This is a genomic window from Marinobacter xestospongiae, assembly GCF_023156385.1.
Classification (GTDB): Bacteria; Pseudomonadota; Gammaproteobacteria; order Pseudomonadales; family Oleiphilaceae; genus Marinobacter; species Marinobacter xestospongiae.
Window position 1 is genome coordinate 30,430 of record NZ_JAKZAK010000016.1, and the last position, 18,356, is coordinate 48,785.

Here is an 18,356-nt window from a genome sequence, read left to right on the forward strand (position 1 = left end):
TTCTGTCTAAGTGTGTCTGGAAGTCAGGACATTTCGGTTTTCCGCTACATCGCGTTTTTTCTTTTAGTCTCCTGTTTTTATTGTATTTTTTTAGTTTGGCACGGTGTCTGCTATTCCTGTCAGGCAGGACGTCAGAACAACGCAGAAAACAAGAATGACGCCGACAGCTCAACCCTACCGTCCTCAGTCTTTCCTGTTTCCTGCGCTGTCTGACTACACTCTGGCCAGACCCGCCCGACGATGCCAGGCGGGCAACCTACAAGAACAATATTAGGAGACTTATCGATGAAACTGCTCAAGGCCATGACCGGCGTTGCCGGTGCTATCGCCCTGTCCACCAGTGCCGTTGCCGACGACCTGCGCTGGAAAATGCCCGTCGCCTTTGCCACCAACCTGCCCGGTCTGGGCTCTCCCGCTGCCTGGGTAGCTGACAACCTGACCACCGCTTCCAACGGCAGCATCCGGGTACGGGTGTATGAGCCGGGTGAGCTGGTTCCACCATTCGATATCCTGCAGTCCGTCTCCGACGGCAAGGTATCCGCCGGCTACACCTGGATCGGTTACGACCAGGGCAAGGTGCCTGCGGTACCGCTGTTCGCCGCGGTTCCCTTCGGTATGAAGCCCTGGGCCTACATTGGCTGGTACTACTACGGTGGCGGCCATGACCTGCTGCAACAGGTCTACGCCAACAAGGGCTTTAACGTCCACGCCCAGCTCTGCGGCATCATCGGGCCCGAAACGGCGGGCTGGTACGCCAACAAGATCGAAACCCTGGAAGACTACGACGGCATGAAGATCCGCTTCGCCGGTCTCGGCGGCAAGGTGCTGGAACGCCTGGGCGCGTCCGTCACCATGATTCCGGGTGGCGAGCTGTATCAGGCGCTGGAAAAAGGCACCATCGATGCCACCGAATTCTCCATGCCCGCCATCGACCAGATCCTGGGCTTCAACCAGGTGGTCAAGTACAACCTGTTCCCGGGCTGGCACCAGCAGTTCACTGCCCAGTACCTGCTGATCAACAAGGATGAGTGGGATGGCGCCAGCGAGTCCCAGCAGGCGCTGGTAGAAGCCTCCTGTACCGCCGCCACCACCCTGGGTCTGGCCGAGGGTGAGTATCGCAACGGTGCGGTGCTGGCCGGCTTCCAGGACGAAGGTGTCCAGGCTGACCAGATCCCCCGCGAGGTACTGTTGGAGCTCAAGGCAGTGACTGAGGAAGTGCTGGAGGAGGAGTCCGAGCGTGACGCCGACTTCAAACGGGTCTACGACAGCCAGCAGGAATTCATGGAAACCTACAAGGTGTGGGACAGCCGCGCCTACCTGCCAAGCGACCTGTAATCCGGGGCGCGTCAACCGCCAGCCGGCGTTGCCGGCCTGGCGAGCCGCAGCCATGGTCTTCCGGGATCATGGCTGCTTCGCAGTATTGGCTTGTTAAGCGAGGACTCTTCCATGACGGTGTCTGATCAAGGACCCTCCGGTCACCCGACCGTGACCGATGCCGATGAGCTTATCCATCACCACACCGAACTGCCGGATACCGCTATCAGTCGCCTGCTCGACCGGGCGCTGACGGCAATCGGCAAGCTGGCCTCCTGGTTCTGGGTGGTGGTAACCGGGGTCATCATCTGGGCGGTGGTTGGCCGCTACGCCTTTGGCCAGGGCTCGGTGCTGCTGGAGGAACTGCAGTGGCACATTGCCGGCGCCGGCTGGCTGCTGGGGCTGGCGTACACCCTGGTGGTGGATGACCACGTGCGGGTGGACGTGATCCACGAGCGCCTGAGTCTGAAGACCCAGGGCTGGATTGAACTGTTCGGCCTGTTGTTACTGCTACTGCCCTTCCTGGGCATCGCGATCTACGAAATGATTCCCTACGCCCTCAGCTCCTACCAGGTCGGGGAAACCAGCCAGGCGCCCGCGGGGCTGCCCCATCGCTGGGTTCTCAAGGCCATCCTGGCCCTGGCCTTCATGCTGATTGCGTTGGCGGCGGTATCCCGCCTGTTCAAGGTGACCGCGCTGCTGTTCGGTTTTCCGCGACCGCTGAAACCGCGGACGTCGCAGCCTGAGACCCATTCACAAGATCAACAAGGGGATGCGGCCTGATGGAGCTTGAAACCCTGTTCGTAATTGGCATGTTCCTGACCTTTGGAGCATTGCTGATGACCGGCTTCCCGGTTGCCTGGGTGCTGGGTGGTACTGCGGTGATCTGGACCGTGGTCGGTGTGGTGGCGGTGGAGAATTTCGGCGCCAACCTGTGGTTTGACTACCCCTCGTCGATGGGGCTGGCACCGGAGCGGATCTGGGGAATCGTGGAGAGCGAAACCCTGGTGGCGCTGCCGATGTTTATCTTCATGGGCATCATGCTCGATCAGTCCGGCATTGCCGAGCGACTGATGAACAGCATGGTGAAGCTGTTCGGAGCGGTGCGTGGTGGCTATGCCGTCACGGTGATCGTGATCGGTGTGCTGCTGGCGGCCACCACCGGCATCATCGGTGCCTCGGTGGTGCTGCTGGGCATGCTGTCCCTGCCGGTGATGATGGAGAACAAGTACGACAAGGGCTTTGCCGTCGGCACCGCCTGTGCCACCGGCACCCTGGGCATCCTGATTCCGCCGTCGATCATGCTGGTACTGATGGCGGACCGGCTGGCGGTGCCCGAGGCGTCGGTGGGCGACCTGTTCATGGGGGCCTTCCTGCCCGGTCTGATGCTGGGCACCATGTACGTCGGTTACGCCATCCTGCGACCGTTGTTGCAGCCCAATGTGGCGCCGGTGCCGGAAGGGCTTGGCAAGGTGGATATCAGTGTGATCTGGGAGGTCTGCAAGGCGGTGGTGCCCACCGCGGCGCTGATCCTGGGGGTACTGGGGTCGATCTTTGCCGGTCTGGCAACGCCGACCGAGGCCTCTGGTGTAGGGGCTCTGGGCGCGCTGTTGCTGGCGCTGTTTGCCGGTCGCCTGAACCTGCCGGTGCTGCGGTCCTCGCTCTACCAGACCACCCGCACGGCGTCGTTCATCTTTGCCATCTTCCTGGGGGCGACGGCGTTTTCGGTGGTACTGCGGGGTCTCGGCGGTGATGAGGTGATCGAGAGTGCGCTGCTGGGTCTGCCTTTCGGCCCCTATGGCGTGATCCTCACCATTCTGTTCGGGGTGTTCCTGCTGGGCTTCTTCCTCGACTGGGTGGAAATCACCCTGATCATCCTGCCGCTGGTGGCGCCGGTAGTGCAGCAGCTGGGCTTTGATCTGGTGTGGTTCACCATCCTCTTTGCGATGTGCCTGCAGACCTCGTTCCTGACGCCGCCCGTGGGTTTCGCCCTGTTCTACATCAAGGGGGTGGCGCCGCCGGAGATCAAGGTGACCGATATCTACCGGGGTGTGGTGCCGTTCATCATTATCCAGCTGGTGGCCCTGGCCATCGTGTTCCTGGTGCCGGAAATCGCGACCTGGCTGCCCAGTGTCGCCTACGACTAGCCCCGGTGACGTTGTTTAAGGAGATTCAAGAATGCGTTTAGACAAGCGGATTGCGCTGATCACCGGTGGTGCCCGTGGCATTGGCCGCGGCATTGCCGAGCATTATGCCCGTGAGGGCGCCTGGGTGGCGGTGGCCGATCTCGACGGCGATGCCGCCACCGACACCGCCCGCGCCATTGAGGCTGCCGGTGGCACCGCCATGGGACTGGCCATGGACGTCACCGATGAGCAGGCGGTAGATCGCGGTGTGGCGGAGATCGTCAACCAGTGGGGAGGCCTGCACATTGCGCTCGCCAATGCCGGCATCCAGCACATCGACCCGCTGGACAAGCTGGCGTTTGCCGACTGGCAGAAGGTGATGCGGGTACACCTTGACGGTGCCTTCCTGGTGACCCGGGCGGCGCTGCAGCAGATGTACGCCGGTGATGGCGGGGTGATGCTGTACATGGGCTCGGTCCACTCGCTGGAGGCGTCACCGCTGAAGGCGCCCTATGTGGCGGCCAAACACGGTATGCTCGGTCTGTGCCGGGCGGTGGCCAAGGAGGGGGCCAGCCACGGCGTCCGCAGCAACATCATTTGTCCGGGGTTTGTTCGCACGCCGCTGGTGGACAAGCAGATTCCGGAACAGGCCAAGGAACTGGGCATCTCCGAGCAGGAGGTGATCAGCAACGTGATGTTGAAGAACACCGTCGACGGTGAGTTCACCACCGTCGAGGACGTGTCGGAACTGGCGGTGCACCTGGCTGCCTTCCCCTCGGCGGCCCTCACCGGCCAGTCGGTGGTGGTAAGCCATGGCTGGCACATGCAGTAAACGGCAGCGCGAACAGGAGAGAGCAACACCATGACTGACAACCAACCCGCCGATGTCGTGTGGAGCCCCACCGAGTCGGCCCTCAACAACAGCCAGATGGCCCGTTTCAAACACTGGCTGGAGCAGCAGGGCCATGGCCCGTTTGCCGATTACCACGCCCTGCACCAGTGGTCCATCGACGATCTGGAAACCTTCTGGCAGAAGGTCTGGGACTTCTGCGGTCTGATCTGCGACCGTCCGGCCGATGCGGTGCTTGGGCGTCGTACCATGCCCGGTGCCGACTGGTTCCCCGGCATGACCCTGAACTTCGCCGCCAACCTGTTGCGCCACGCCGAGGGTGAGCTGGCGGACCGGGAAGCCATCGTCGCCTACTGCGAAACCCGGCCTGTGCTGCGCCGCAGCTACGCCGAGCTAAAGGCGGATGTGGGGGCGCTGGAGTCGTTCCTGCGTGGCCAGGGCATTGTCGCCGGCGACCGGGTGGCCGGGGTGGTGACCAACGGCTACGAAGCCATGGTCGCGATGCTGGCGGCTACCAGTCTGGGAGCCATCTGGAGCTCGGCATCGCCGGACTTCGGGGTTGGTGCCATCAACGACCGCTTCAGCCAGATTGAACCGGCGGCGCTGGTGGTGGTGAACGGTTACGGCTACGGCGGCAAGGTGTTCCCGCGCCAGCAGGAGTTTGCCGAACTGATCGCTGGATTGCCTTCGCTGCGTTGCGTGGTCAGTGTCCAGCAGTTGCCGGACCAGCCACCGATATCCGGTGACCGGGTGACCACCTGGGAGGACGCGCTGGCGGCCGGTGAGGGCCAGGCGCCTTCCTACACCCCGTTGCCGCCGGAGCATCCGGTCTACATCCTCTATTCCTCCGGTACCACTGGCAAACCCAAGTGCATCGTCCATGGTGCCGGTGGGCTGTTGGTCAACCACGCCAAGGAACTGATGCTGCACGGCGACGTTGGCGCCGATGACCGTTTCCTCTACTTCACCACCTGTGGCTGGATGATGTGGAACTGGCAAGCGTCAGCGCTGCTGACCGGGGCCGCGGTGATCACCGTCGATGGCTCGCCGGGTTATCCCGACCTCAATTTCCTGTGGCAGACGGTGGCGGACGAAAAGGTCACCCACTTCGGCACCAGTGCCCGCTTTATTGCCGGTTGTCGCAAGGCCGAGCTGGCGCCAGCGAAGACCCTGGACCAGAGCCCGCTGCGGGTGGTGTTTTCCACCGGTTCGCCGCTGTTGCCTGAGGACTACGACTGGATCTATAGCGACGGTGCACCCCAGGCGCTGCTGGGGTCCATTGCCGGGGGCACCGATATCTGTGGCTGTTTTGTCGGCGCGACACCGTTGCTGCCGGTGCGCCGGGGCGAAATTCAGTGCCGTTTCCTGGGCGTGGATGCGGTGGCCTACGGTGACGACGGCCAGCCGGTCTCCCAGGGCCGCGGCGAGTTGGTGTGTCGCCAGCCATTGCCGTCGATGCCGGTGAGTTTCTGGAACGACACCGATGGCAGTCGCTACCACGGCGCCTACTTCGATACCTACCCGGGGGTCTGGGCCCATGGTGACTTCATCGAGTTCACCGAGCACGGTGGCGCCATCATCTACGGTCGCTCCGACGCTACCCTCAATCCGGGCGGTGTGCGCATCGGTACCGCTGAGATCTACCGGCAGGTGGAGACCGAGGCTGCGGTGAAAGACAGCCTGGTGGTCGGACGCCAGATTGACGGCGATGTGGAAGTGGTGTTGCTGGTGGTGCCGGCCGAGGGCGAGGCTATGGATGAAGCCCTGGTGAAGCGGTTGAAGTCCCGCATCCGCGAGGGTGCCAGCCCCCGCCATGTGCCGCGGCACATTGTGCAGGTGGCGGACATTCCCTACACCCGCAGCGGCAAGAAGGTGGAGCTGGCGGTGGCCCGACTGATCAACGGTGCCGCCCGCAGTGACAACCGTGACGCCCTGGCCAACCCCCAGGCCCTGGACCAGATTGCCGAGGCGTTGTCGGCGGTTGGCCTGATGCCGGCGGGCTGAGTCCCCGACCCTCTGGCCAGCTCACTATCCAACTTACTTTCCAACCCCCTGGCGCCCTGGTCGGCGGGGTTGGAAAATTCCCGCCGTTTCCGAAACTTCCGTAAAAAAACGCCATTTCACCGGATTGTCACCGGTTCTGCCCACAATATCTAAGTTCTTATACTAAGATCTTACTCATTCCACTGGAAAAACTGGTATCTTAGTACGCCCATCAAAAGTTCGTAATCAGTCTTTGCCGTGACCGTGGGTTCACAAGACTTCCGGTCTGGCCATGACCGTCCTGAACTCTCACACTAGCTAGAGGACGAAAATGACCGAATCAAAATCCAAGATCGTCTATACCCTGACGGACGAAGCACCCGCCCTGGCCACCCGTTCCCTGCTTCCGATCCTGGAAACCTATGCCAAGCCGGCCGGTATTGAATTTGAGACCAGTGATATTTCCCTGGCGAGCCGCATCCTGGCCCAGTTCCCGGATAGACTGACCGACGAGCAGCGGGTCCCCGATGCCCTGACCGAGCTGGGGGAGTACACCAAGAACCCGCACGCCAACATCATCAAGCTGCCCAACATCAGTGCCTCCATCCCGCAGCTGCGGGCAGCGATCAAGGAGCTCCAGGCCCAGGGTTACGACCTGCCCGAGTACCTGGAAAACCCCCAGAACGACGACGAGAAAGACGCCAAGGCCCGTTACGCCAAGGTGCTCGGCAGTGCGGTGAATCCGGTACTGCGTGAGGGCAACTCGGACCGTCGTGCGCCGGCAGCGGTGAAAGCCTTTGCCCGCAAGTATCCCCATTCCATGGGCGAGTGGAGCCCGGCTTCCCGCACCCACGTTGCCCACATGCGTGGTGGTGACTTCTACTCCAGCGAGCAGTCCCTGACCCTGGACAAGGCCACCAACGCCAAGATTGTGTTCGAGAACAGCAAGGGCGAACAGACGGTCCTGAAAGACGACCTGCCGTTGCTGGAAGGCGAAGTGCTGGATGCCATGTTCATGAGCAAGAAAGCGCTGTGCCAGTTCTTCGAGGACGTGATTGCCGATTGTGAAAACACCGGTGTGATGTTCTCCCTGCACGTCAAAGCCACCATGATGAAGATCTCCCACCCGATCGTGTTCGGTCACGCGGTGAAGATTTTCTACAAGGAGCTGTTCGACAAGTACGGCGATCTGTTCGACGAGATCGGTGTTAACCCGAACAACGGTCTGTCCAGTGTGGTCGAGAAGATCAAGCAGCTGCCGGAATCCAAGCAGGAGCAGATCCAGGAAGACCTGCACAAGTGCTACGAGCACCGCCCGGAAATCGCCATGGTGGATTCCGTCAAAGGCATCACCAACCTGCACGTACCGAGCGACGTGATTGTCGACGCCTCCATGCCGGCGATGATCCGCAACTCCGGCAAGATGTGGGCCCGCGACGGCAAGCTCAAGGACACCAAGGCGGTCATGCCGGAGTCCACCTACGCCACCATCTACCAGGAAGTGATCAACTTCTGTAAGACCCATGGCGCTTTTGACCCGACCACCATGGGTACGGTACCGAACGTGGGGCTGATGGCCCAGAAGGCGGAAGAGTACGGCTCTCACGACAAGACCTTTGAAATCCAGGAAGACGGCGTCGTCCGCATTGTCGACGCCGATGGCGCGGTACTGACCGAGCACAAGGTTGAGGAAGGCGACATCTGGCGTGCCTGCCAGACCAAAGACCTGCCGATCCGCGACTGGGTCAAGCTGGCGGTCAACCGCTCCCGTGCGTCCGGCATGCCGGCCCTGTTCTGGCTGGACGACGAGCGTCCCCACGACGCCCAGCTGATCAAGAAAGTGGAAACCTACCTCAAGGACCACGACACCGATGGTCTGGAAATCCTCATCAAGAGCCCGGTGCGCGCCATTCGCTGGACCATGGAGAGGCTGATCCGTGGCCTCGACACCATTTCCGTGACCGGCAACGTGCTGCGTGATTACCTCACCGACCTGTTCCCGATCCTGGAACTGGGCACCAGCGCCAAGATGCTGTCCATTGTGCCGCTGCTGAACGGCGGTGGCCTGTACGAGACCGGCGCCGGCGGCTCTGCACCGAAGCACGTGCAGCAGCTGCTGGAAGAGAACCACCTGCGCTGGGATTCCCTGGGTGAGTTCCTGGCCATTGCGGTGTCCCTGGACGAGCTGGGCGAGAAGGAAAGCAACGCCCGCGCCCGTATCCTTGGCCAGACCATGGACAAGGCCACCGAGCGCCTGCTGGAGAACAACCAGTCGCCGTCTCGCGTGACCGGTGAGCTGGACAACCGTGGCAGCCACTTCCACCTGGCCCGTTACTGGGCTGAGGAAATGAGCAAGCAGGATGAAGATGCGGAACTGAAGGCGTTCTTCACCAAGCTCTCCGAGCAGCTGGAAGCCAACAAGGACCAGATCCTCGAGGAAATGAGCGTGATCCAGGGCCACCCGGCGGACATCGGTGGTTACTACCACGCGCCGGCTGAGCAGGTGGCTGAGGTCATGCAGGCAAGCAAGACCCTCAACACCATCCTGGCCAACGCCCGCGCCGAGATCGACTGATCCCGGCCAGCCGTACCGGCTCACAACCCGAACCACTGCCCGGTGGTTCGGGTTTTTTTTGATCGCAGCCTAACAAAACGGTGGCCCATGCCGGCTGCCGACTTCCCTGTGCAAGGAGATCCGAAGTGAAGAAGTGGATTGTCCGTTTGGGCCTGGTGCCCCTGTTATTGTTGCCGCTGTTGGCCTCGGCCGAGAGCCCGCGGCAACTGGTGTTTTCCCACGTGGTGGGACCGGATACCCCAAAAGGCAAGATGGCGACCATGTTCCAGTCCATCGTCGAGCAGAAACTGGGCGGTCGCTACCAGGTGGTGGTGCACCCCAACTCAACCCTGATGAACGATGTCGAAGTGATCGACGCGGTGGCTGCCGGTGAGGTGCATTTCGCGGCGCCGTCGCTGTCAAAGTTTGCCGGTTACACCTCCCGCCTGAAGCTGTTCTCGCTGCCGTTCCTGTTCCCGGACATGGCCGCGGTGGACCGTTTTCAGCAGAGTGAGGCGGGCCGGGGATTGCTCACCAGCATGCAGGACAGCAACATTCTCGGTCTGGGCTATTTGCACAATGGCCTCAAGCAGTTGACCGCGGACCGACCGTTCCATGAGCCCCAGGACCTGGCCGGGCTGCGGTTCCGGATTATGGATTCGCCGGTACTGCGGGCCCAGTTCGAGCAGATTGGCGCGGAACCGGTACCGCTGGCGTTCGCCGATGTCTACGATGCCCTGGCCAGCGGCATGATCCAGGGGCAGGAGAACACCTGGTCCAACATCTACTCGAAGAACTTCCAGCACCATCAGCCCTATCTGATGGAATCCAACCACGGCGTGCTGGACTACCTGCTGATCACCAACAACGCCTTCTGGCAAGGCCTGCCGGATGAGGACCGCCGGATGCTGAGCTACGCCATGGATATTGCTCTGCGCTACGGCAACAGCGTGGCCACCGCAAAAAGCCGCAACGACCACCAGGACCTGAAGCGGATGCGTGAAGTGACAGTCTACCGCCCCAGTGAAGCCGAACTGGACACCTGGCGCCGGGCCATGCAGCCGGTATGGGCCGAGTTCGAGGAGGCCATTGGCCGTCACCTCATCGACGCTGCCCTGGCGGCGTCCAAGCCGTCCGCCGGCGAGCGTTGAAAACCGAAAGGCCAGAATCGATCACACTCTGGTCTTCTTCATCGACCAGCCTTCTCGCCCGGCTCTCCGTTGGCGTGTGCTCTTTGCCCAGATAGCTCGCAGTAATCTGGGCAAGACAGCGATCCTCAGAATGGTGGGCATACCCGTGGTAAGTGGTATCACCGCGGGTAATAGTGGACTACTACCCGCGACATTTTCGGAACAGTGGCACGCCGTTAGGGCGTCAGCCCAAGTCGCCGGGCATATTCCCCTTCGGTCTCAGCGATGGTGGCCCAGAATGCCGGTGGCTGCTGTTGCTCCAGCCTGGCCAGCAGAAAGGCCAGATGGGTGTGCCAGCCACTGGCGACCGAGAGCAGATGCTCGCCCCGCTGAAGCAGGCTGTGGCGTATCACCAGTTTGACCTTTTCGCCCTGCGGGCTCAGCTCGAAACTGACTTCCGTCATCTCATCGCCCATGGGCCAGGTGAAGCGCAATAGTCGGTGAGGTTCACAGGCCAGAATGGTGCCCCGCTGGATGTGTTCGTCATCGTACTGGGCGTATTTGGCTGGGGGGGTGTCCTCAGCGCCGGACAGCTGGCTGTTGTGGAATCGCAACTCCACCTCACCGTCCGGTTCCAGTGTCATCGGGCCGGCCGCCAGCCATTGCCGTCGCAGTTCCGGATCGGTCAGATATTGCCAGACCCGCTCGACCGGGCCAGGCAGCAGTCGTTCAATGGTCAGGGTGTCGGGGTTGCTGAGTTCGCCATAGGGTTGGGTCATGGTGTTTTCTCCTCACAGTGGTCCTCACGTGGATGGAGCATCCCGACGGCTTTCTGGATCGGCTTTGGCGGCATCCTCCGCTTCCAGCAAATGCTCCAGGGTGTCCAGCTGGTGGTGCCAGAACTGTTCGTAATGGCGTATCCACTCCATACCGCCATGCATGGGCGCGGCGTTGAGCTGGCAGATGTGGCTTCGTCCCTGTACCTGCCGGGTTAGCAAACCGGCCCGCTCCAGAACCCGAATGTGCTTGGAGGCGGCCGCCAGGGAAATCTCGAACGGGGCGGCCAGGGCCCCGACCGGTTGGGGGTGGTGGGCCAGTGCCTGCAGCATCGCCCGCCGGGTTGGGTCCGCCAGGGCATGGAACAGTTGGTTGAGGGCATCATCGCTATAGTTAACCATGTGGTTTAATATCTGCCGAATTCCTGCAACTGTCAACCTTTTGGTTGAATAATATCTGGTGGGATGCCACGATCAGGCAAAGCCTGAACGTCGAAAGGAGCGCGACCCATGAGTACTGCCACTGTGGAAGACCAGGGTTTTTCGGTAACGACACGCATCCAGGCGTCTCCGGACGCGGTTTTCAAGGCCTGGACAGACGGACCGTCGCTGGCGCGATGGCTGGCTGCCAGTGTTGAAATCGATGCCCGCCCAGGCGGCGCTTACGTCTATCGCTGGCCCACTCCGGACGGTGAGCTGTCCGCCCGGGGCGAGTTCAAAGAACTGGTGCCCGGCCAGCGCATTGTCCAAAGCTGGGAGTCTTGGGGCCCGCAAGGCCGCTTCGATGGCGCCGACGCCGAGATCGTGCTGGAATTCCGGGACCTGGGGGATGGCTGGACGGAAATGGTCCAGACTGAGACCGGTCCGGCTTACCGGGACCCGTCGCATACCGATATGGCCATCAACGGTACCAAACAGGCTCACGAGGCACTGGTGGCGTTCGTCACCCAGCCAGGCTGACCGGCAGCCCGGCGTAGCCGAGCTATACTGGGGGAAACACCCGCTTCCAGCCCAGGCCGTTTGTCTATGGCGCCCATCGATGTGGTACACCTTGTTGGCTCCTCGATCTACGCCGTGTTTCTGGTGCTGTTCTTATGGTTGAACCGTTTTCCCCGTACCCATTCGGTAGCCATCTGGTGGGCACTGGCAATGCTATGCCTGTTGTCGGCGAGACTCAGCCTGCTGTTGCCTGATTGGGGGGCGGAAGAGCGCATCGCCGAAGCCGTCTACATCGCCTTTGTGGTGCTGGAAAAGCTGTTCCTGGTAACCGGCTTGATCCGGTTGCTTGCGCTCGACTCCCTTGAAAGGTACTGCCGTGGTGTCGCCTTGCTGGCCCTGGTCTGGCTGGTGGCCGGTGTGGGGTTCGACCTGGCTGTTACGACGGTGGCTTGGGGGGTGGTGCTGTTCAACAGCAGTGCACTGGGGCTGTTGGCCGTTCTGGCCTATCGCTACCGTCATCGGGTGCCTAAAGGCATGCTGGTTTTCACCGCGTTGGTGGCCGCGGTTTTCTCTGTGTACTGGCTGAGTTATCCGTCGTTACGGTTTGAACCTGAGACCCAGGCTGCGGGTTTTGTGACGGGCATGGTGTTCTCGGTGCTGTTGTACCTGTCGTTGATTGGCGCATTGCTGTTGCTGTTTCAGCAGCGTTTGCTGGATGCGGAGTCCCGGGCACTGGAGCTGGCTTACCTCGACCCGCTGACCGGGCTCAACAACCAACGGTACATGACCAAGCTGTTCGAAGACGCTCTGCTGCTGGCCACCCGCCCTCACCAATCTGTGGCACTGATCTACATCGATCTGGACAACTTCAAGCCGATCAATGATCGTGCCGGTCACTGCATCGGCGATGAGGTGCTCAAGATCGTGGCGCAACGGTTACGGGAGCACACCCGCAGTACCGACATCTGCGCCCGCCTGGGGGGCGATGAGTTCGTGGTGATTGCCACCCAGCTGAACGATGCCGCTCACGTCCACGACATTGCGGCCAAGTTACTGGCACGGCTGAAAGACGACATCCAGGTCGGCGGCCAGCACTACAACATTGGTGCCAGCATTGGCATCAGCCTGTACCCCACCCACGGTGAGGCACTGGCGCAACTCCTGGAAAAAGCCGATCAGGCGATGTACCAGATCAAAAAGCACGGCAAGAGCGGCTATCAGCTTTTTGATGCCTGATCAGCCGCACCCTCCAGCCACAACGCCTCAGGCAGTGACACCTCGATGGCCTTGCGGCTCAGCGGGCACCGAAAACTCAGTGCCTGGGCCAGCAGCTGCAGGGTCTCGCCCTTGCCGTCACCGTAGAGCCGGTCACCGACGATGGCGTGGCCAATGCCCGCCAGGTGGCGCCGGATCTGGTGTTTGCGGCCGGTTTCGATCACCACTTCCACCAGGGTACTGTCCTGCTGCGGATCATACGCCAGGGTGGTGACGCGGCTGATCGCGGCCTTGCCGTCGATGGGCTCGTCCAGCACCTGGTCGCTGGCCTGCAGGTCACCACAGACCCAGGCCTGATAGACCTTGCGGATATCCCGACCCTGGAACAGCTGGGACAGCGCACCGGCAGCCTTGCCGTCATGGGCCACCAGCATCAGGCCGGCGGCATCGGCATCGAGCCGGTGGACCAGAAATACCTCACGGCCGGTTCGCTGTTCCACCCAGCGCAACAGACTGCAATGGTCTCCCCACTGGGAACCCTGGGCCAGCAATCCGTGGGGTTTGTACCACAGGCTGTAGCGCTTGCCATCCTGCACACAGGACGCTTCCGGCGGGGTGCGTGCCAGCACGGTGTCATCGTAATACAGCGCCAGCCGGATTCCGGGGTACAGAGTCTTGGTGGCCCGTCGCAATCGCAGGGTCTTGCCTTTCCAGGTCCACCAGCAGGCGCCCTTGGTCATGGCGTCCTTGATGCGTCCCTTGGACAGCCCGGTGTGGGCTGCCAGGGCATCGGCAGCGGTTTGAGTCTCGCTGAGGGTAAGTTCGAAGGTCTGTCGCATGGGGAATCGGGGCCGGTGGTGATCTGACTGCCTATTAAAGCGGCGCCGGGGGGAATTGCAACCCGGCGTGTCGATGCGGACGGGATCCGGCCCTCGGCAGATCAGGCATTAGTCGGCTATGCCTTTGCGGTGGTCGATGGTTGGCGGTGTGAAGACCGTTACCGGCGCTGCCGGTTCGAGGTAACGTTCGACCTCCACCAGACAGGACATGGCGCTGGGGCCTTGTGCCAGCCGGGAGGTGCCCTGATCCCGGGTCAGTACGTTGGGATTGCCGTGCAGGCATGACAGGCCACTGGCCGATGACGACGGCGGGTCATACCACGCGCCGGTGCTGAGTTGCACGACCTGCGGGCGCACATCATCACTGACAATGGCCGACGCCAGGCACCCGCCCCGGTGGTTAAAGACCCGAACCAGATCGCCGTGGCGAATGCCGCGAGCGGCGGCATCGTCGGGATGCAGCATGACCGGTTCGCGGCCATTGAGCTTGGCGCTGCGACTGTGTCGGCCATGGTCCAGCTGTGAGTGCAGCTTGGTCCTTGGCTGGTTGGAGATCAGGTGCAGGGGCGTTGCCGCGGTGGCGCCGCCGAGCCATTCACGTGGCGGTATCCAGCAGGGATAGCCGGGGCAGTCGTCGTAGCCGAAACCGGCCACGGTTGCCGAGAACAGTTCGATTTTTCCGCTGGGAGTGCCCAGGGGATGGGTTTCCGGGTCTCGGCGAAACGCCTGCATCAGGACCTGCGGTTGCCGCGGGGGCTCGGCCTCGAACCAGCCCTGCTGGCGGAATTGTTCGAAGTCCGGCAGTTCAATGCCCTGCACCGCCGCCTTGTCCCGGGTCTCGTCGTACAGTCGGGCCAGCCATTGGCTTTCATCCAGTCCGTCGGTAAATGCCTCCTCCACCCCCAGAGCCTTGGCCAGGGCGCTGAAAATGGCATAGTCGGTACGGCTTTCCCCAACCGGGTCAATGGCCTGGGTCATGTACACCAGGAACGGGTCACGGCTGGACGAAGCGATGTCGTTCCGCTCCAGATGGGTGGCCGCGGGCAAAATAATGTCGGCATGGCGGGCATGGGCATTCCAGCACCAGTCATGGACGATGACGGTGTCTGGCCGTTGCCAGGCCTGTCGCAGCCGATCCAGGTCCTGGTGGTGGTGGAAGGGGTTGCCGCCAGCCCAGTACACCAGCTTTATCTCCGGGTAGTGTCCGGACTGGCCGTTGTAGTCGAAGCGTTCACCGGGATTCAGCAGCATGTCGGCAATCCGGGCGACCGGGATGAACTGTTTCACCGGGTTGTTGCCCTGGGGCAAGGCCGCGCCCGGAATGCCCTGATAGTTGGCGCCGATGGCGTTCATGGCGCAGTAGCCGAAGCCGATACCACCACCCTCGGTGCCGATCTGGCCCAGCATGGCGGCGACGGCGATGGCGGCCCAGTAGGGCTGCTCACCGTAATCCTGCCGGGTTAGTGACCAGCTCACGGAGATCATGGTGCGTTCCCGGGCCATCCGCCTGGCCAGCTGGCGGATATCATCGGCGTCGAGCTGGCAGAGTGTTGCTGCCCAATCGGCGTCTTTGGCCTGACCATCGCTGTGTCCGAGCACGTAGTCACGGAAGCGCTCAAACCCGACCGTATGGCTGGCAATGAACTGCTGGTTGGTCAGGCCCTCGCTTTCCAGGGTATGGGCGATGGCCAACAACAGCGCGACATCGCTGCCGGGTCTGAGCGGCAGCCAGTCGGCCCCTGCCTCGGCCATGACGTCCGAGCGAATCGGGCTGATGTTGATGAGACGGACCCCATCTGCCACCGCATCCAGCAGGTCCTGTCGCTGGACATGCTTTCCTACTCCGCCATTGGTGACCTGCCCGTTTTTCAGCGGGATACCGCCAATGGCCACGAACAGGTCGGTGTGCTTGCGCATCTGGGCCCAGCTGGTGGCGCCGTTCACCATAGGGTAAAAACTGCCCAGGACGTGAGGCAGAGTGACTTCCGCAGCCGCGTAGCTGTAGGTGTTGACGGAGGCGGTATAGCCGCCGATGGTGTTGAGGAAGCGTTTTAGCTGGCTCTGGGCATGATGGAACCGGCCAGCGCTGGACCAACCGTAGGACCCGCCATAAATCGCTTCGTTGCCATGGTGCTGACGAACCCGGTTCAGTTCGGCGGCTACCCGCTCGATGGCTTCGGGCCAGGGAAGCGCGACGAAGTCTTCGCTACCCCTTCGCCCGTCGGCAGGACCCGCTCCCTGCTCCAGCCAGCCACGTCGAAACATCGGTTGGGTAATCCGCAGCGGGCCATCCACCACATCCGCCATGCCCTGACCAATCGCGGATGGGTCAGGGTCACGTTCGAATGGGGTCAGAGCCGTGACCCGACCATTCTGGGTGTGGACAAGGTAGGTGCCCCAGTGAGTGGCGGTCAGCGAACCATCGGCGTGTGAGGTGGCGGGCATGGGCGACTCCGGTTGGTGTTTAGGGCATCACAGCACAAAAAAACACCAGTGGCAAACCCTTGGTTAAATTTGCATCTATTAAGTATATGTACTTGGTTTTGGTGGTGCGGCGGTCGGTTGTACCCCGATTGCTGACCGCCGCATTGCTGATCACGGCTGCCAGAGTCTACAGCCCGCCCTCTGTGAGTTTGGCCGGATCGAGCAGGCGTTTCAGCTCTTCCCGGGAGAGGTCGGTTTGCTCTTCGGCGACATCAATGATGGCGCGTTTTTCCCGGTAGGCCTGCTTGGCGATCTCGGCGGCTTTGAGGTAGCCGATGATGGGGTTGAGTGCGGTCACCAGAATGGGGTTCTGGTGCAGGGCTTCGGTGAGTTTGTCGTCGTTGACGGTAAAGGTGGCGATGGCGCGATCGGCCAGCAGACGGCTGCTGTTGCTCAGCAGTTCAATGCTTTCCAGCAGGTTGCTGGCGATCATCGGCAGCATCACGTTGAGTTCGAAGTTGCCGGACTGACCGCCAATGGTAATGGCGGCGTCGTTGCCAATGACCTGGGCGGCAACCATGGCGGCGGCTTCCGGAATCACCGGGTTGACCTTGCCGGGCATGATCGAGGAGCCGGGCTGCAACGCCTCCAGGGCGATTTCGCCAAGTCCCGCCAGCGGTCCGGAGTTCATCCAGCGCAGGTCATTGGCGATTTTCATCACCGTGGTGGCGGTGGCCTTGAGCTGGCCGGACAGGGCCACGGCGGTGTCCTGGGAGCCGATCAGGGCGAAGAAATTGGCCGCCGGCGTGAACGTCAGATTGGTGAGGTTGCTGAGGTTGCCGTTGAAGACCCGGGCGAAGTCAGGGTGGGCATTGATGCCGGTACCGACAGCGGTGCCGCCCTGGGCGAGGGTCTGGACCGCCGGCTGCAGGGCCTCCAGTTGGTGGATGTTCTGCGCCACCTGGGCCCCCCAGGCGCGCAGGGTCTGGTCCATGCGTACTGGCATGGCGTCCATCAGGTGGGTGCGACCGGTCTTGCAGTACTGCTTGACGGCATCAGCCTTGGTCTCGATGGCATCCTGAAGATGGCGCAGCGCCGGCAGCAGGCGGTCGTTGAGTGTCAGGGCGGCACTGACGTGAATGGCGCTGGGAATCACGTCGTTGCTGCTCTGGCCGAAATTGACATGGTCGTTGGCGCCAATGGTTTCACCAGCTTTGGCGCTGGCCAGAGTGGCGATGACTTCGTTGGCGTTCATGTTGGAACTGGTGCCGGAGCCGGTCTGGAAGATATCCACCGGAAAGTGGGTCATCAGCCCGTCGTCGGCCAGCAGGTCGGAACAGACGCTGACGATGGCGTTGGCCTGCGCCGGGGTCAGGCATTCCAACTGGCGGTTGCTGGTGGCCGCGGCGGACTTGATCAGGATGAGTGCACGGATGAAGGCTTCCGGCATGCCCCGGCCACTGATCGGAAAATTGTTGACCGCGCGCTGGGTCTGGGCGCCGTATAGGGCGTTGGCCGGTACCTCCAGCTCGCCCATGCTGTCACGTTCAATGCGGGTTTGGGTCATTGTGGCTCCTTGGTGTGGTGGCCGGTCAGGCCAGGAAATAGTGGCTGAGCACCGAGAGTTCGTGGCGCAGTCGCTGGATGCGGGCACGCTCGCGCCGGGTGCTGGCAAGCCGGTTCAGGGCGATGATGGGAACGCAGATCTGGTCCAGGCACAGGCAGCGCCAATGGCGGGCGACGCAGGGATCGCAGATGGCTTCCAGCAGGGTATGGTAGGCCCGCAGGTAGGCGGCGCGTTTGTCACCCGAGCTGTTACAGCGTTCCGCCCGGGCGCAGCTGAGGCTGAGGTAGCGGATCAGCAGTCGTGGGTGGTCCGGCTCGCTGCCGTGGCGAATCCGGGCTTCCAGTGTCCGGTAACTGTTGGTGTCCATGATGTTCGTCTTCCTGCTGTGCCTGCGCCCGCCACTGGCGCGACTTGGCCAGGCGGTTCGCCATCCTTAATGGCTAACGAGAATCATTATTATTTAGTGGGTAAGGTTGGTCAAGCCGGGCGTTCACACTTCGTAACCAAACTGTCACCTTTGTACAGTTGTTGTACGCCATTTCGGTGCGGAGACTACAAGGTCCAACATTCAAATAATAAAAAGGCGAACCGTTAGCAGCGGATGGACTTAGTTGCTGGCGAGGCTGCCCAGGAGACCTA

General features: G+C 62.0%; 15 protein-coding genes. 9 read left to right on the plus strand and 6 right to left on the minus strand.

The window, feature by feature from the left end; all coding sequences use genetic code 11:
• The first annotated feature begins 285 nt into the window (after positions 1-285).
• The 7 genes from MLD24_RS12480 (at position 286) to MLD24_RS12510 (ending at position 9,978) form a co-directional block, all read left to right on the plus strand.
• Complete coding sequence (locus MLD24_RS12480; RefSeq protein ID WP_227172951.1) at positions 286-1,335, plus strand: TRAP transporter substrate-binding protein; 1,050 nt, start codon at positions 286-288, stop codon at positions 1,333-1,335.
• 111 nt (positions 1,336-1,446) lie between these two features.
• Positions 1,447-2,097: a TRAP transporter small permease subunit gene (locus tag MLD24_RS12485; protein WP_248166885.1), complete on the plus strand. Its 651-nt coding sequence runs from the start codon at positions 1,447-1,449 to the stop codon at positions 2,095-2,097.
• Positions 2,097-3,461 carry a TRAP transporter large permease gene (locus MLD24_RS12490; protein ID WP_227172949.1) on the plus strand — a complete coding sequence of 455 codons (1,365 nt, stop codon included), beginning with the start codon at positions 2,097-2,099 and terminating at the stop codon, positions 3,459-3,461. Before MLD24_RS12485 ends, MLD24_RS12490 begins: the two co-directional genes overlap by 1 nt.
• Positions 3,462-3,492: 31 nt before the next feature.
• Positions 3,493-4,272 carry a 3-hydroxybutyrate dehydrogenase gene (locus MLD24_RS12495; protein ID WP_248166886.1) on the plus strand — a complete coding sequence of 260 codons (780 nt, stop codon included), beginning with the start codon at positions 3,493-3,495 and terminating at the stop codon, positions 4,270-4,272.
• Positions 4,273-4,302: 30 nt separating this feature from the next.
• Positions 4,303-6,294, plus strand: coding sequence for an acetoacetate--CoA ligase (locus MLD24_RS12500; protein ID WP_248166887.1), 1,992 nt, complete (start codon positions 4,303-4,305; stop codon positions 6,292-6,294).
• Positions 6,295-6,604: 310 nt separating this feature from the next.
• The gene (locus tag MLD24_RS12505) at positions 6,605-8,848 is read left to right on the plus strand and encodes an NADP-dependent isocitrate dehydrogenase (RefSeq protein WP_227172946.1); all 2,244 of its coding nucleotides are present in this window, start codon (positions 6,605-6,607) and stop codon (positions 8,846-8,848) included.
• Between the two features lie 125 nt (positions 8,849-8,973).
• Positions 8,974-9,978: a DctP family TRAP transporter solute-binding subunit gene (locus tag MLD24_RS12510; RefSeq protein ID WP_248166888.1), complete on the plus strand. Its 1,005-nt coding sequence runs from the start codon at positions 8,974-8,976 to the stop codon at positions 9,976-9,978.
• Positions 9,979-10,193: 215 nt separating this feature from the next.
• Here MLD24_RS12510 and MLD24_RS12515 read toward each other — a convergent pair whose 3' ends face one another.
• Together MLD24_RS12515 and MLD24_RS12520 are read right to left on the minus strand one after the other, a co-directional pair.
• Complete coding sequence (locus MLD24_RS12515; protein ID WP_248166889.1) at positions 10,194-10,736, minus strand: SRPBCC family protein; 543 nt, start codon at positions 10,734-10,736, stop codon at positions 10,194-10,196.
• A 24-nt stretch (positions 10,737-10,760) separates the two neighbouring features.
• A complete protein-coding gene (locus MLD24_RS12520; protein ID WP_227172942.1) occupies positions 10,761-11,135 on the minus strand; it encodes an ArsR/SmtB family transcription factor in 375 nt (124 codons plus the stop codon).
• A gap of 108 nt (positions 11,136-11,243) precedes the next feature.
• Here MLD24_RS12520 and MLD24_RS12525 point away from each other — a divergent pair, with 108 nt between their 5' ends.
• Positions 11,244-11,693: an SRPBCC family protein gene (locus MLD24_RS12525; RefSeq protein WP_227172941.1), complete on the plus strand. Its 450-nt coding sequence runs from the start codon at positions 11,244-11,246 to the stop codon at positions 11,691-11,693.
• Positions 11,694-11,759: 66 nt separating this feature from the next.
• The gene (locus MLD24_RS12530; protein WP_248166890.1) at positions 11,760-12,908 is read left to right on the plus strand and encodes a GGDEF domain-containing protein; all 1,149 of its coding nucleotides are present in this window, start codon (positions 11,760-11,762) and stop codon (positions 12,906-12,908) included.
• On the opposite strand, the gene MLD24_RS12535 is transcribed toward MLD24_RS12530, so the two are convergent.
• From MLD24_RS12535 to MLD24_RS12550, 4 genes are all read right to left on the minus strand, one after another.
• A complete protein-coding gene (locus MLD24_RS12535) occupies positions 12,890-13,726 on the minus strand; it encodes an RluA family pseudouridine synthase (RefSeq protein ID WP_248166891.1) in 837 nt (278 codons plus the stop codon). The genes MLD24_RS12530 and MLD24_RS12535 overlap by 19 nt on opposite strands.
• A 108-nt stretch (positions 13,727-13,834) precedes the next feature.
• Positions 13,835-16,171, minus strand: coding sequence for a molybdopterin-dependent oxidoreductase (locus MLD24_RS12540; protein WP_248166892.1), 2,337 nt, complete (start codon positions 16,169-16,171; stop codon positions 13,835-13,837).
• A 166-nt stretch (positions 16,172-16,337) separates the two neighbouring features.
• Positions 16,338-17,717, minus strand: coding sequence for a class II fumarate hydratase (locus MLD24_RS12545; RefSeq protein ID WP_248166893.1), 1,380 nt, complete (start codon positions 17,715-17,717; stop codon positions 16,338-16,340).
• Positions 17,718-17,742: 25 nt separating this feature from the next.
• Entirely contained in the window at positions 17,743-18,084 is a 342-nt protein-coding gene (locus MLD24_RS12550) for a hypothetical protein (protein ID WP_227172936.1), read from the minus strand.
• Between the last annotated feature and the right edge of the window lie 272 nt (positions 18,085-18,356).